This is a genomic window from Rhodococcus sp. 2G (assembly GCF_001886355.1).
Taxonomy (GTDB): Bacteria; Actinomycetota; Actinomycetes; order Mycobacteriales; family Mycobacteriaceae; genus Rhodococcus; species Rhodococcus pyridinivorans.
This window is the reverse complement of record NZ_CP018063.1, coordinates 4,941,644-4,955,978: the sequence shown is the minus strand read 5'-3', so window position 1 is coordinate 4,955,978 and position 14,335 is coordinate 4,941,644. Positions and strand designations below refer to the sequence as shown.

Genomic DNA, 14,335 nt, shown 5'->3' with positions numbered 1-14,335 from the left:
TCGGCGGGGAAGACGGTCACCGGCGCAGGATCAGGTCCAGGGCCTCGGCACGCGACGCCGAACTGGTCTGGAACAGCCCGCGCACGGCGGAGGTGGTGGTGCTGGCACCGGGCTTGCGGATGCCGCGCATCGCCATGCACAGGTGCTCCGCCTCGACCACGACGATCACGCCGCGCGGCTGCAGCTTGCGCATCATGGCGTCGGCGATCTGGCGGGTGAGGCGTTCCTGGACCTGCGGACGCTTGGCGTAGAGGTCGACGACACGCGCCAGCTTCGACAGACCCGTGACGCGGCCCGTGGGGCCCGGGATGTATCCGACGTGGGCGACGCCGTGGAACGACACGAGGTGATGTTCGCACGTCGAGTACATCGGGATGTCTCGCACGAGGACGAGTTCCTGATGACCTTCGTCGAAGGTCGTGTCGAGGACCTCGTCCGGGTCGGTGAACAGTCCCCCGAACACCTCGCGGTAGGCACGGGCCACCCGGGCGGGAGTGTCGCGCAGGCCCTCGCGGTCCGGATCCTCACCCACCGCGATCAGCAGTTCACGCACGGCCGCTTCGGCTCGGGCCTGGTCGAACGTACGACCCGCGTCCACGCTCAATTCGTGGGTCGTCACATCCTCCGGGTCGGAACCCGTATCCGACTTCAGGTGGTTCACCGACACCCGCTCGCCCTCCACTCTTCGCTCACTCGTCTCCATCGGAACCGACGGCCCCGATGCGCGCCCCGTACCGACTCACCGACACGGATCAGTGCCGGCCGGCCGGGCCTTCCCACCGCTGTGTGGGAGGGGGTTCGGGAGCGCCGTAACCATCGCGCGGTTGCGAGTCTCCCACGTGGTTCTCACCACGGTGCGCATCTGCCGCACCGTCTTCGCCGGAGTCCGACGGACGGTCGGCGTCCTGCGGCTCCTGCGGACGCCCGAAACTCTGCGTTTCCTGGGCCTGTTGTCCGTAGCTGGGCTGTCCGTAGCTCTGCGGGTTCTGCCCCTGATTGCCCTGCGGATATCCGTATCCCTGAGGCTGTCCGGGGCCCTGCGGCCCGTGACCCTGCTGTTCCTGCGGGGTCTGCTCGCGCGGCGGCCAGCCGGGAGCCGACCATCCGGCGGGAGCACCGTAGTCCGGACGCGTCGCGTGCCGCGGACCACCCGGATACGGAGCCGTCGGCTGGAAGCCCGGAAGCGGCTCGGAGGCCGGGACCGGCTGCGACTGCTGTTGGGGTTGCGGCTGCTGTTGGGGCTGGGGCTGCTGTTGGGGCTGGGGGTAGCCGTTCGCCGGCTGGTACTGCGGCTGCGCGCCGGGCTGGTAGCCGGCGGGAGCGGGCACCTCGCCCTGGCCCTGGCCCTGGCCCGGATACTGCGGGTGCTGATGCGCCGGCTTCGTCAGCGACGGCGGTTCCGGCGGCCACGGCTCGCCACGCTCGGCCGCGAGCTCGGCGGGCGTCTTGATCGGCGGCTTGTCGGACGGGACCCGATCACCGAAATCGTTGAAGGTCGTGATCCGCGGACGCTTCTTCACATCGGCCAGGATCCGGTCGAGATCCTTGCGGGTCAGCGTCTCGTGCTCGAGCAGCTCGCCCGCCAACACGTCGAGGGCGTCGCGGTACTCGTTGAGGATCGCCCACGCCTCGGTGTGCGCGGCCTCGATGAGGTTGCGGACCTCCTCGTCGATCTCGCGTGCCACTTCGTGCGAGTAGTCGGACTGCACACCCATCGACCGGCCGAGGAAGGGGTCGCCCTGCTCCTGGCCGTAGCGGACGGCGCCGAGCTTCGCGCTCATGCCGTACTCGGTGACCATCGCGCGCGCGATCTTCGTGGCCTGGTCGATGTCGGACGAGGCGCCGGTGGTGGGCTCGCGGAAGACGAGTTCCTCCGCGGCACGACCGCCCATCGCCATGACGAGGCGCGCGATCATCTCCGAACGCGTCATCAGGCCCTTGTCGTCCTCGGGCACCGTCATCGCGTGACCGCCGGTGCGGCCGCGGGCGAGGATGGTGACCTTGTAAACCGGCTCGATGTCGGGCATCGCCCACGCGGCGAGGGTGTGACCACCCTCGTGGTAGGCCGTGATCTTCTTCTCGTGCTCGCTGATGATGCGGCTCTTGCGGCGGGGACCGCCGATGACACGGTCGACCGATTCCTCGAGGATCGCCTCGGTGATCACCGTGCCGTTCTCACGGGCGGTAAGCAGCGCGGCCTCGTTGACGACGTTCGCGAGGTCGGCACCGGACATGCCCACCGTGCGCTTGGCGAGCGCACCGAGATCCGCGTTGGGATCGATCGGCTTGCCCTTCGAGTGCACGGCGAGGATCGCCCGGCGACCGGCGAGGTCGGGGTTCGTCACCGGGATCTGACGGTCGAAACGGCCGGGACGCAGCAGTGCCGGGTCGAGGATGTCGGGGCGGTTCGTCGCGGCCATCACGATGATGCCGGAGCGGTCGCCGAAGCCGTCCATCTCGACGAGCAGCTGGTTGAGGGTCTGCTCACGCTCGTCGTGACCACCGCCGAGGCCGGCGCCGCGCTGGCGGCCGACCGCGTCGATCTCATCGACGAAGATGATGCAGGGAGCGCTCTGCTTGGCCTGCTCGAACAGATCGCGCACGCGGGAGGCGCCGACACCGACGAACATCTCGACGAAGTCCGAACCGGAGATCGTGAAGAACGGGACGCCCGCCTCGCCGGCGACGGCACGCGCGAGGAGGGTCTTACCCGTGCCGGGAGGACCGTAGAGCAGTACGCCCTTGGGGATCTTCGCGCCGAGCGCCTGGTAGCGCGCCGGGTTCTGCAGGAAGTCCTTGATCTCGTAGAGCTCCTCGACGGCCTCGTTGGCGCCGGCGACATCGGCGAAGGTCGTCTTGGGCATGTCCTTCGACAGCTGCTTGGCCTTCGACTTGCCGAAGCCCATCATGCCGCCGCGACCACCGCCCTGCATGCGGCTCATCACGAAGAAGAACACGCCGAGCAGGATGATCATCGGCAGGACGAAGATGAGGATCGAGGTCAGCCAGCTCTCCTGGGTGACGCTCGTGTCGTACTTCTGCGCGCCCGACGCGGCGACCAGGTCGAAGATCTGTTCGGAGGCCGACGCGGGGTACTTCGCGATGATCTCGGTGCTGCCCTCGGTCGCGTCGTTGCCGTTCTCGAGCCACAGACGCACCTGCTGTTCGCGGTCGTCGATGCGGGCTTCGCTGACGTTCTGCGATTCGAGTTGGGACACCGCGACGGACGTGTCCACCTGGGTGAAACCGCGCGTGTCGTCGCCGAAGTAACTGAAGGCGTAGATCACCAGCAGAATGCCGGCGACGATCGCCAGATTACGGAACACTGTCTTGCGGTTCATACAGGTTCGGCCCGAGCGGCCGGTCCTTTCGATCGAGTTCGTCGGGGTCTCGCAGTCGCGGCGCTTCGCGCCCGGGGTGGCCGCACGCCGCGACGGTCACTGACCAGGCAACGCAAGGTTACCGCGTAGCAACGAGCGGTCGCCCCGGCACCGGCCGGAGCCGACACCGGGAAGACGTCGTAATCGACAACGATCGGGACGGAACCGGAGTTCCCCGAGCCGGGGACCTCACGACGCGGCTCGACCGGAGGTCAGCTGCTGTAGACCTTGGGATCCAGCGTGCCGATGTAGGGCAGGTCGCGGTAGCGCTCGTCGTAGTCGAGTCCGTAGCCGACGACGAACTCGTCCGGGATGTCGAATCCGACGTCCTTGACCTCGACGTCGATCTTCACGGCCTCCGGCTTGCGGAGCAGCGTGACGACCTCGAGCGACGCGGGGTTGCGCGTCGAGAGGTTCTTGAGCAGCCACGACAGCGTCAGACCCGAGTCGATGATGTCCTCGACGATGAGGACGTTGCGACCGGCGATGTCCTTGTCGAGGTCCTTGAGGATGCGCACGACACCCGAGGACGAGGTCGACGACCCGTACGAACTTACGGCCATGAACTCCATCTGCGTCGGGATCGGCAGAGCGCGCGCGAAGTCGGTCATGAAGAAGATGGCGCCCTTGAGCACCCCGATGAGCAGCAGATCGCCTTCCGGCGCACCCACCGGGTAACGCTCGGCGACCGACTGCGCCAGCTCTGCGGTCCGCTCCTTGATCTGTTCTTCGGAGATCAGCACCGACGCTATGTCGTTCTCGTACACCGGGGTCCTTCCCTACCTTCTGCTGCCGGTCGCCCGGACCTTCGCCCGGTCGACGTACTCCACGGCAAGCGTGCCACGCCGACGCGACACCACCAACCTCGTCCCCGTCCGCGGGCCCCGTCCGACCGCGACCGGGCCCTGTCCGCGCCACGCCGCTACCAGATCGTCGACCGTCCGCAGCATCGTCTCGTTCGGCGTGACGGTGTGATCGATCAGCCACGATCGGAGGGCTCTGCGTCGTACTGCGGCGGGAGCCGCCGCGAGAGTGTCGGTGTCGAGCAGGTCGTCCTCGCGCCGCGCTGTCGCGAGCAGGTCGCCGGCCCAGACATCGAGGGCGTGGCCGTCGTCCTGCAGTTGCCCGGCCGTGCGCGCGAGGGCTTCGGCGACGCCCCCACCGAGCACGTCCTCGAGCAGCGGCAGTACCTCACGGCGCAGACGCACGCGCGTGAACCGGTCGTCGGTGTTGTGCGGATCCTCGTACGGGCGGTAGCCGAGTTCGTCGCACGCCCGGCGGGTCGTGTCGCGGCGCACGCCGAGCAGCGGCCGGCCCCACGGCGGGTCGAAGGGTGCCATCCCGCGGATCGAACGCAGCCCCGATCCGCGGCCGAGACCGAGCAGCACCGTCTCGGCCTGGTCGTCGAGGGTGTGCCCGAGCAACACGGTCCGGTCGTCGCGGTTCTCGTCGAGCGCCCGGTAGCGGGCCGCGCGCGCGGCGGCCTCGAGACCTCCCCCACCGGTGACGTCCACACCGACCACCATGACGGTCGCGCAGCCGCGGGCCCGGGCGAACTCCGCGGCCCGCGCGGCGACGACCTCGGAACCGGACTGGAGGCGATGATCGACGACGACGGCGTGCACCGCCTCGGTCTCCGCGACGGCGGCGGCGGTCAGGGCGGCGGAATCGGCCCCGCCCGACAACGCGACGGTCACCGCGTCGGCCGGGTGCGCGCCCAGCCAGGCCCGCACGGCGAGGCGCACCTCGTGGATCGCCGGGGCTTCGGGCAGCAGCGGACGATCGTTGGACGGTGAAGCCACGATCAGCTCAGTACCCGCGCGATCCACGCATCGGGATGGTCGATCTCCGTCAGGGTGGGCAGGGCGTCCGGACCGGACCACACGGCGTTGAAGTCGTCCGTGCCTACCTTCGCGACGACGGCGTCGACGAACTTCTTGCCGTGCACGTACTGGGCCATCTTGGCGTCCATGCCGAGGACGAGCCGGATGAGGCGATGCACCGGGCTGCTGTTGCGGTGCCGCCGGTTGTCGAACGCCCGCCGGATCCGCGCGACCGACGGGACCACGGCCGGGCCGACACCGTCCATCACATGATCGGCGTGGCCTTCGAGCAGCGTTCCGAGCGCGAGGATCCGATCGAACGACTCGCGCTGAGACTGTGCCTGCAGCGCCCGCACGACACCGAGCATGCCCCGCTCCGACATCGCCTTGTCGCCAGGAGTGCGCAGGTCCTTCACCGCCGACACCACGCGGGTCGCGACGTCGCCCATCGGTTCGTCGACCGCGGTGGCGAGGTCGGCGGCGGCCTCGCGCATCAGCTCGGCCATCCACGGTGCCTGTGCGAACTGCACGCGGTGGGTCACCTCGTGCAGGCACACCCACAGCCGGAAGTCGGCGGGCGGCACCTTCAGGGCGCGTTCGACCGCGACGACGTTGGGCGCGACGAGCAGCAGCGAACGGGAGAACGGGTCGTACTGTCCGAGCACCGCGGACGACAGGTAGGCGAGCATCGCGCCGGCCTGCGCGCCCGCCGGTTTGCCCACCCAGCGGAGGGAGGAGCCGGCCGGATCCTCGCCCGAGGTCGCGGTGAGGTCGGCCATCGACGCCGCGGCCGCACGTACCCAGCCCGGCCGGTCGACGACCTGCGCGGGCGGCGGCTCGGTTCCGTCGTCGAGACGCGTGTGCTCGCGCACCGGTCCCTCGGCGCGCGCGGCGGCCGAGAACAACTCGTCCTGCACCGCATCGCGGGTGTACCGCGACATCGCGGGTTCGGAGCGGGTGAGGCGCACGCCGACCCCGGCCGCGAACGACCAGTCGATCGCGTCGCCGAGTGCCCGCTCCTTGCCGGTCATCGGCAACCGCACTCACGCAGTACCGACGCCACGGCGTCGAGGGCGGGCCGAGCCTCGCTCGGGGCCCGGCCGTTGGACAGCAGAGCGAACGACAGCACGCGGCCGTCGGAGTCGACGGTGTATCCCGTGAGTCCGTTGACCTCGGTCAGAGTGCCGGTCTTCGCCCGCACCCATCCGGCTCCGGCGCGGGTCGTGGTGCCGTAGCGGTCGGCGAGCGTGCCGGTCGCTCCGGCGACGGGAAGATAGTCGAGCATGGGTCGCAGCTCCGTCCTGTTCGGTCCGGCCGCCTCGGAGATCACGCGATCGAGCGTGCGAGCGGGGATCCGGTTCTCGACCGAGAGCCCGCTGACGTCGCGCAACGTCACACCGGTGACGTCCAGACCCGCTTGCTGCAGGGTACCGGTCACCGCCTTCGTCGTGCCCTCGAACGAGTGCTCGTTGCCGGTCGCGACGGCGACCTCCCGTCCGATGGTCTCCGCGAGGACGTTGTCGGATCGGCGCAGCATCTGACCGAGACGCACAGTGAGTGGCGCCGACTGGACCGACGCCATGGGCGCCGCACCGGGTGAGGCGGATCCGAGTGCTACCCGCGCGGGGTCGGCACCGAGCGCCGTCGCCAGTGCACGACCGGCGTCCAGGGCGGGCGTAGCGCTGCGAGGCGATTCGTCCTCGAGTGGGTTCGACCGGGCGCCGTCGAGCATCACCGGTTCGATGGGTGCGACGTAACCGTCGCCGACGTCCTGGGGAAACCAGCCCGGCGCGAGCGGATCCCCGCTGTACAGACTCGTGTCGACGAGGACCGTCTCGACCGTCGTGCCGCTGCGCCGGATCTGTTCGGCGAGGTCGGCGATGCGGGGACCACCGGGGTAGAAGCTCTCCTCGCCGGGCGGCATCGCCGAGAGGGTGGGGTCGCCACCCGCGATGAGGACGATCTCCCCCGGCTTCGAACCCTCGACGACACGCGTGGTGATCCGATGATCGGAGGGCAGCACGAGCATGGCGGCCGCGGCGGTGAGGATCTTCGTGGTGGAGGCCGGGATCAGCGCGCGATCGGCGTCCTTCGACCACAGCACCGTGCCGGTCGTGGGGTCGGTGATCGACCCGGCGAAGTCACCGAGGCCGGGATTGTTCACCGCCTGGTCGAGTGCCGCCGCCAGCGAGGTCGGGTCGGGCGTCGGAGCGTCGGGCGAGACCGCGGCGACCGCGGGGGTCGCGATCACCGGTGCCGGTGCGGGGAGCACGACCGCGCCGGCGGACGCCCGCACGTCGTAGATCGCGAAGGCTCCGCCCACGACGAGAGCGAGGAAACCCGCTCCCCAGATCCCGAAGAGGATCTTCATGTTCCGTCGTCGCCTGGTTGCCAGTGAACCCTGCTTCTTGTTGCCGCCCTGCCCCGTCAACACGCCTCCGCTGCATCCTGCACACACTGGTCGACCAGCTACCCGCACTTCCCGCTGCCGGCCGCACACTGCTGTGACGCACTCGGGGCCCCGGTACCTGCACCTCCAGCCTAGCGCCGCGACCGTTATCCTCTCTGCGGACCATCACCGCAGATACGGATGTCGTATCCGCCGGAAAAACACCGACGAAGTGAGGCAAGGCGTGGAGTTCGAGGTCACCATCGAGATCCCCAAGGGACAGCGGAACAAGTACGAGGTCGATCACGAGACCGGACGCGTCAAGCTCGATCGTTACCTGTACACCTCGTTCGGCTACCCGGCCGACTACGGCTACATCGAGAACACTCTCGGTGAGGACGGCGATCCGCTCGACTGCATGGTCCTGCTGCCCGAGTCGGTCTTCCCCGGCGTGATCGTCGAGGCCCGCCCCGTCGGCATGTTCAAGATGGTCGACGAGGCCGGTGGCGACGACAAGATCCTGGCCGTCCCGGCCGGCGACCCGCGGTGGGATCACGTCCAGGACATCAGCGACGTCTCGCAGTTCGAGCTCGACGCCATCAAGCACTTCTTCGTGCACTACAAGGATCTCGAGCCGGGCAAGCACGTCGAGGCCGCCGACTGGGTCGGTCGCGCCGAGGCCGAGGCCGAGGTGACCGCGTCGGTCGAGCGCCTGAAGAACAACGGCGGGCACTGACACCGAGCCTGTACAACGCGGATCCCCCGGACGATGCGATCGTCCGGGGGATCCGTCGTCTGCGGGGTCTATTCGCCCTTGAACTGCGGCGGGCGCTTCTCGAAGACGGCGGTGATCGCCTCGGTGAGGTCCTCCGACGGCAGGAACGCCGCGTTCCACGCCGCGACGTAGCGGAGGCTGTCGTCGACCTGCGGCGAGCGCGTGTGGTCGAGGACGTTCTTGATGCCCTGGACGACGAGCGGCGGGTTGGCGGCGATCTCCGCGGCGGTCGCGTGAGCGGCGGCCAGCACTGCGTCGGCGTCGTCGTGGACGTCGTTGACGAGACCGATCTTCTCGGCGCGGGCGGCGTCGATGTCCTTGCCCGTGAGCGCGAGCTCGCGGACGTGACCGTCGCCGATGATGAGCGGGAGCCGGGCGAGGGTGCCGACGTCGGCGACCATTCCGACCTTGACCTCGCGGACGCTGAACTTCGCGTCGGCGCTCGCGTAGCGGATGTCGGCGGCGGAGATGAGGTCGACCGCTCCGCCGATGCACCAGCCCTGGACCGCGGCGACGACCGGCTTGCGGCAGTCGGCGACGGCCGTGATGGCCGCCTGCATGTTCTTGATCAACGTGTGGAAGTCCGTGCGCGGCTTCGCGAGCGCCTTGCCGGAGACGACGGCGCCGAGGCTGCCGCCCATGGCGACGAGGTCGAGGCCGTAGGAGAAGTTCCGGCCGGAACCGGCGAGGACGACGGCGCGGACCTCGGGGTCGGCGTCGAGCTCACCGAACAGGACGGGCAATTCCGCCCAGAAGTCGGGGCCCATGGCGTTGCCCTTGCCGGGGCCGATGAGCGTGACCTGTGCGACGTGATCCTTGCGTTCGACGGTGAACGCTTTCCAAGGCGAGAGATCGGACATTGTGTGTTCGGCGGCTCTCGGCCCTCACAAGGGTGAGAACCGCCGTCCTCCTTCCAGGGTCGGGCTTGTGATGGTGACGACGGAATCTGTCGGTGGGCGTCGATAGCGTGCCCGGGCATGGGGGTCGAGGTTGTGCGTTACAACTTCCGGTTGCGTGCGGGCAGCAACGCCGAATGCGCGCTGCTCGACGAATGGCATCGCTGCAGGTTCCTGTGGAACGAAGCCGTGCACCTCCAGAAGACGGGCGCACGACCCACTTCCGGGAAGCTGAGCAAACAGCTGACCGAGACGCGCAGACGATCGGCGTGGTTGCGGGCCGGCTCCCAGGTCGCTCAACAACAGACGTTGCGGACCTACGCTCGTGCGCTCGACTCGTCGTTCGCGGTGAAAGGACGCAACCGCCCGAAGTTCAAGTCCCGGAAGGCAACGTCGCCGACTCTCGAGTACACCCGTCGCAGCTTCCGGATCCAGGAAGGCCGATTGCGCTTGCCGAAGGGCGTCACAATTCCGGTGGTGTGGTCGCGGAAACTGCCATCCGAACCGTCGAGTGTGCGCATCACCCGCGACTCGGTCGGAGATTGGTACGCGTCGTTCGTCGTCACCCGCAGCACCGAACCTCCGGCTCCGGCGCCGCCTGGTTCGGCGATCGGTGTCGATTGGGGAGTGACCCACACGGCAACCACCACCGACGAGCGGTTCGACCTGCCGCACCGGGGTCATCGCAAGCGTTGCGCGGCGGAGCTGGCGAAGGCGCAACGAACCATGGCTCGCCGACGCAGACCCAAGGGAAGCCGACCGTCCAGCGGATACCGGCGAGCCCGCAAACGTGCGTCGCAGGTGCAGAAGAAGGCCGCTCGGCGGAACCAGCACGAGGCACGGATGTGGGCGCGCGGGGTGGTCGCACACCACGCACTGATCGCCGTGGAGGATTTCCGCCCCCCGTTCCTCGCCCGATCCACGATGGCGAGGAAAGCGGCGGACGCCGCGATCGGCGCTGCGAAGCGCGAACTCGTCGAGCAGGGCACGCGGGCCGGCCGGAAGGTGGTGCTGGTACGGCCCGCATACACGTCGATGACGTGTTCGAGATGTTTCGCGAGAGCCAAGCAACGCCTCGAACTCGGCGAACGAACCTTCCGATGCTCGGCCTGCGACTACAGCGCATGCCGGGACCGGAACGCTGCCAGAGTGATTCTGGCTGTGGCGGAGCGTGGCCACACCGGTGTCGACGACGTCAGACAGGCGGATCACCTCCTGGGTGGTTCGGTTGCGGTCCGAGCCGGGAATCTCCTGCCTTCTGGCAGGAGAGGCGTTAATACCGAAGGGTAACTTGTTTACGTACGGACTGTATCGAGCCACCCCACGACACGACACGACGACGACGCGTCCTCGGAACCGCGCCCATCGGGCGGCGATTTTCCTACTCTTGATCCATGACCAGGTCGCTGCATCCGAATGCCCACCGCGTCTCGGACACGCTCATCGCCCGCGGCCATCACGGTCTGATCGTCCAGCAGCCGGAGACCGTGCACACCGCTGAGCAGGCCGCCGCCGCGGTCGGTGTCGAGGTGGGCGCGATCGTGAAGTCGCTCGTCTTCCTGCTCGATGACGACCCGATCCTGCTGCTGGTGTCCGGGGCGCATCGCGTGTCGGTCGAGCGGACCGGCGAGCGGCTCGGCGGCGAACTCGTGCCGGCCTCCTCCGACCTGGTCACGGAGGTCACCGGCCAGCCGCTCGGTGGCGTCGCACCGCTCGGTCATCCCACGAACCTGCCCACCTACATCGACCGTGCGCTGCAGCACTACCCCGATCTGTGGGCGTCGGGTGGATGCCCGAACACACTGTTCCGGACCGTCTATTCGGAGCTCATGCGCATCACCGCGGCGATCGATGTCGACGTGGACTGAGACGGTCCACCTACCGGTACCACCGGCATCTCCATCCGGGTACACTTTCCGTCGTGACAGTCCGAGCGTGGAGCCGCAGGCATGTCGACCTGTGTCGCACCCGCTCGTGCCTCTGTGCGTTCTGAGATCCGCACCATCCCTTCCTCTTTTCCGGCGCCGCACTGCTGCGGGTAGTTGCCTGCCCGGCGCCGTTCACCTTCCGACCAGCGGAGCCCTTCCATGACCACGTCCTCCATCGAGAACCCGGCCGGCAGCTCGGTCGATTCCCCCGAACTCGTTCTCATCGTGCAGATCTCGGACACGAACGCCGGGTCGGCGGGCGATCTCGCCGCCCTCGCCGATGCTCTGCGGGAGACCGCGCTCGATCTGCTCCCGGGTGCGCGCACCCACACTCTTCTCAGCCCCGGCCCGACCCCTCTGGTCATCGATCTGCCGGCCCGCGGGCTGGTGCTCGACAATCAGCGGGTCGAGTTGAGTCACAGCGAATTCGAGATCCTCGCGCACCTGGTGCGGCGGCCCCGCGTCGCGGTGTCCCGCGCGGCATTGAGGCCGCTCGGCGCCGGATACTCGGAGAACGACGACTTCGACACCGACCGCGGCAACCGCAGTGTCGACGTCCATGTCTCCCGGATCCGTTCCAAGCTGGGACGTTTCGGCAACATCATCACCACTGTCCGTGGGTCGGGCTACCGGTTCGACCCCGATCCGCGCGTACACGTCGTCGAATCACTCGACCGCCGTACGGCGTGAACGCATGCGAAGGAGGGGCAGGAGTCGAAACTCCTGCCCCTCCTTCGCAATACCGATGCGTGTCAGGAAGCGCGCACGGATGTCCGAGCGCCCTCACCGAACCGGCGCAGGACCTCGACGACGGTCGGCGAGACCTCGACGAGGCCGCGCGACTCCAGCCACGGCAGCGTTCCGTCGACGAGATGCTCGACGGTGAACGGCGCGGCGAGCGGGATCAGCGTGACGCCGTCGGCGACCTGCACGGCATGGATGTCCGCGATCAGCCCGGCGAGACCGTGCGGCGTTCCGACATAGGACAGCGTGCCGGCCTCCCCGCGAGTCGATTCCGGGCGGGTGCGGCGGGTGCGGGCGGTGCGGGCATCGGAGGCGAGGACGATCTCGACGTCGACGAGCACCGTGACCGAATCGGGATCGCGGCCCTCCTCGGCGGCCTCTGCACGGATGCGGTCGCGCAGTTTCCCGGCTTCACGCAGGTCGGCGGCACGCACCCGCACGACGTTGGATACATCGGCGCTGAGGTCGAGCGGCGGGTCGCCGACACGTCCCAGGGTCAGGTCGGCCCAGTAGTCGGGCCCGGAGTGACCGGTGAGTTCGACGGCGACGCGCAACGGCCGGATCGCGGCGGACTCGACGACGGCCGGGTCTGCGGATACAGGGGTGACGGTGGATGCGACGGACATGGGATACCTCTCGGTACGGGCCGCGGAGCGGCACGGAGGGATAGGCCTGTGAGCCGGAAGACTGTGAGGGAGAAGACCTTCAGTCCGGACAGATTCCCGATGCCGTACGGCAGAGGTCGACATGACGACGGCACCAGCGTGCCGCAGCGATCGTCCTCGTCCGTCCCATGCGAATTACCCTACTGATCCTATGGGGAATTGTCGACCGTTAGACGCACGGAGATGCGTCGCCGTCGGTCGCTCCGAGGCCGGGACGCGTCTCCGGCGAGGGGTTCCACACGCCGGCGGTCTTCGCGTGCACCCACGTCGGCCCGTTCTCGACCAGCGACCGGAGCGCTCCGAGGAGCCGCTCGACATCGTCGGACGAGCTGCCGAGTCCGAGCGACGCCCGGACGGCTCCGCCGGCACGACCGACCCGCGCGAGCAGCGGGTGGGCGCAGAAGCGTCCGTCACGGACGCCGATGCCGTACTCGGCGGACAGATAGGAGGCGACGTGGCCGGGCTCGTAGCCGTCGACCGTGAAGGTGACGATCCCGACACTGTCGGCCGAATCGTTCCACAGCCGAAGCACTTCCACGCCGTCGATGGCCTGCAGACCGTCGACGAGCAGGGCGCACAGGGCCTCCTCGTGACGGATCACCGCGTCGGCGTCGAAACCGGCGAGCGCATCGCACGCGGCGGCAAGGGCGGCGACGCCGAGCACGTTGGGGGTGCCGGCCTCGTGACGCGCAGGGGCGCAGGACCATTCGGTGTGATCGAGGCGCACCTCGCGCACCGCGCCGCCACCGGCGAGGTACGGCTCGGCGGCGTCGAGCCAGTCTCGGCGGCCGACGAGCACTCCCGCACCGAACGGCGCGTACAGCTTGTGGCCGGAGAAGGCGAGGTAGTCCACACCGAGCTCGACGAGATCGACACGGCGATGGGGCACGAGCTGCGCACCGTCGACGAGGATCCGGGCACCGGAAGCGTGTGCGAGCTCGGCGAGTTCGGCGATCGGCAGGACCTCACCGGTGACGTTGGAAGCACCGGTGACGGCGAGCAGGGCCGCGGGTGCGCGCTGCAGTTCGACCGCGAGACGCCACACCGTCTCGGAGACGGTGTCCGCAGCCTCGACGATGCGAGAGTTCTTCCAGGGCAGCAGATTCGCGTGGTGCTCGATGTCGAGCACCACGACATCGCCGGGCACCGCACTCGCGAGCAGGTTCAGCGAATCGGTGGTGTTGCGCGTGAAGACGACGACCTGGTCGTCGGCCGCGCCGACGAAGCGCGACACGGAGGAGCGGGCGTCCTCGTAGGCGGTGGTGCTGATCCGCGAAGCGTATCCGGCGCCGCGGTGCACGCTCGCATAGAAGGGCAGCAGCTCGGTGATGCGGTCGGTGACGGCGGACAGCGCCGGTGCGCTCGCCGCGTAGTCGAAGTTCGCATAGGTGCAGGTACCCCCCTGGACGAGCGGAACCTGCACGTCACAGCCGGAAACGGTGGCAAAGGGAGCGATGCAGGTGGTGGTGGCTACAGCAGTCATGACAAATCCCTTGTGTACTCGGGGACCCGCCGGTGACGCCTACGACGGAGAATTCTCGTCGCCGGCGGAGTCCGCGCTTGCCGTGTCCGGTAGTGGATTCACGGCCCGGTCGTCACCCGGAGCACCCCACCGCGGTTGGAGGGTTGCCGACCAGCTAGCCGGGGCTTGACGCTGGTACTCATGACCTGGCGAAGAGAATGGCAGGACGACCGGGCCGTGTCAACCCCGCACAGCTCCGCGTCGCCCGGCACC

Annotated in this window: 13 protein-coding genes and 1 riboswitch; of the genes, 4 read left to right on the top strand and 9 right to left on the bottom strand. The window is 68.8% G+C overall.

Going from position 1 to position 14,335, the window contains the following annotated elements:
* Positions 1-16 precede the first annotated feature (16 nt).
* The 6 genes from folE to dacB all read right to left on the bottom strand — a co-directional run bounded on the left by folE (position 17) and on the right by dacB (position 7,574).
* The gene (gene folE, locus BO226_RS23510; RefSeq protein WP_006550518.1) at positions 17-682 is read right to left on the bottom strand and encodes a GTP cyclohydrolase I FolE; all 666 of its coding nucleotides are present in this window, start codon (positions 680-682) and stop codon (positions 17-19) included.
* A 70-nt stretch (positions 683-752) separates the two neighbouring features.
* The gene (gene ftsH / locus BO226_RS23505; protein WP_071936199.1) at positions 753-3,341 is read right to left on the bottom strand and encodes an ATP-dependent zinc metalloprotease FtsH; all 2,589 of its coding nucleotides are present in this window, start codon (positions 3,339-3,341) and stop codon (positions 753-755) included.
* Positions 3,342-3,592: 251 nt separating this feature from the next.
* Positions 3,593-4,147, bottom strand: a complete 555-nt coding sequence (gene hpt, locus BO226_RS23500; RefSeq protein WP_006550520.1) for a hypoxanthine phosphoribosyltransferase — start codon at positions 4,145-4,147, stop codon at positions 3,593-3,595.
* Between the two features lie 12 nt (positions 4,148-4,159).
* A complete protein-coding gene (tilS, locus tag BO226_RS23495) occupies positions 4,160-5,209 on the bottom strand; it encodes a tRNA lysidine(34) synthetase TilS (RefSeq protein WP_071936198.1) in 1,050 nt (349 codons plus the stop codon).
* A complete protein-coding gene (locus tag BO226_RS23490) occupies positions 5,185-6,234 on the bottom strand; it encodes a zinc-dependent metalloprotease (RefSeq protein WP_033096982.1) in 1,050 nt (349 codons plus the stop codon). Before BO226_RS23490 ends, tilS begins: the two co-directional genes overlap by 25 nt.
* Positions 6,231-7,574: a D-alanyl-D-alanine carboxypeptidase/D-alanyl-D-alanine endopeptidase gene (gene dacB / locus BO226_RS23485; RefSeq protein ID WP_071936197.1), complete on the bottom strand. Its 1,344-nt coding sequence runs from the start codon at positions 7,572-7,574 to the stop codon at positions 6,231-6,233. The genes BO226_RS23490 and dacB overlap by 4 nt, the downstream gene beginning before the upstream one ends.
* 262 nt (positions 7,575-7,836) lie before the next feature.
* Between dacB and BO226_RS23480 the strand changes: the two genes are divergently transcribed.
* On the top strand, positions 7,837-8,328 hold the full coding sequence (locus BO226_RS23480) for an inorganic diphosphatase (RefSeq protein ID WP_006550524.1): 492 nt from the start codon (positions 7,837-7,839) through the stop codon (positions 8,326-8,328).
* A 68-nt stretch (positions 8,329-8,396) separates the two neighbouring features.
* Here BO226_RS23480 and BO226_RS23475 read toward each other — a convergent pair whose 3' ends face one another.
* Complete coding sequence (locus BO226_RS23475; protein ID WP_033096936.1) at positions 8,397-9,227, bottom strand: crotonase/enoyl-CoA hydratase family protein; 831 nt, start codon at positions 9,225-9,227, stop codon at positions 8,397-8,399.
* A 117-nt stretch (positions 9,228-9,344) separates the two neighbouring features.
* Here BO226_RS23475 and BO226_RS23470 point away from each other — a divergent pair, with 117 nt between their 5' ends.
* The 3 genes from BO226_RS23470 to BO226_RS23460 all read left to right on the top strand — a co-directional run bounded on the left by BO226_RS23470 (position 9,345) and on the right by BO226_RS23460 (position 11,881).
* Positions 9,345-10,553 (top strand): RNA-guided endonuclease InsQ/TnpB family protein, encoded by a 1,209-nt coding sequence (locus BO226_RS23470; protein ID WP_071936196.1) that lies wholly within the window; start codon positions 9,345-9,347, stop codon positions 10,551-10,553.
* Positions 10,554-10,657: 104 nt separating this feature from the next.
* The gene (locus BO226_RS23465) at positions 10,658-11,131 is read left to right on the top strand and encodes a YbaK/EbsC family protein (protein ID WP_071936195.1); all 474 of its coding nucleotides are present in this window, start codon (positions 10,658-10,660) and stop codon (positions 11,129-11,131) included.
* 219 nt (positions 11,132-11,350) lie between these two features.
* Positions 11,351-11,881: a winged helix-turn-helix domain-containing protein gene (locus BO226_RS23460; protein ID WP_071936194.1), complete on the top strand. Its 531-nt coding sequence runs from the start codon at positions 11,351-11,353 to the stop codon at positions 11,879-11,881.
* Between the two features lie 62 nt (positions 11,882-11,943).
* Here the strand turns inward: BO226_RS23460 and BO226_RS23455 are convergent, their stop codons facing one another.
* Both BO226_RS23455 and BO226_RS23450 read right to left on the bottom strand, forming a co-directional pair.
* Positions 11,944-12,561 (bottom strand): LLM class flavin-dependent oxidoreductase, encoded by a 618-nt coding sequence (locus BO226_RS23455; RefSeq protein WP_083543709.1) that lies wholly within the window; start codon positions 12,559-12,561, stop codon positions 11,944-11,946.
* A gap of 208 nt (positions 12,562-12,769) precedes the next feature.
* Positions 12,770-14,083 carry an aminotransferase class V-fold PLP-dependent enzyme gene (locus BO226_RS23450; protein WP_071936193.1) on the bottom strand — a complete coding sequence of 438 codons (1,314 nt, stop codon included), beginning with the start codon at positions 14,081-14,083 and terminating at the stop codon, positions 12,770-12,772.
* A 68-nt stretch (positions 14,084-14,151) separates the two neighbouring features.
* Positions 14,152-14,269, bottom strand: a riboswitch (SAM riboswitch).
* Between the last annotated feature and the right edge of the window lie 66 nt (positions 14,270-14,335).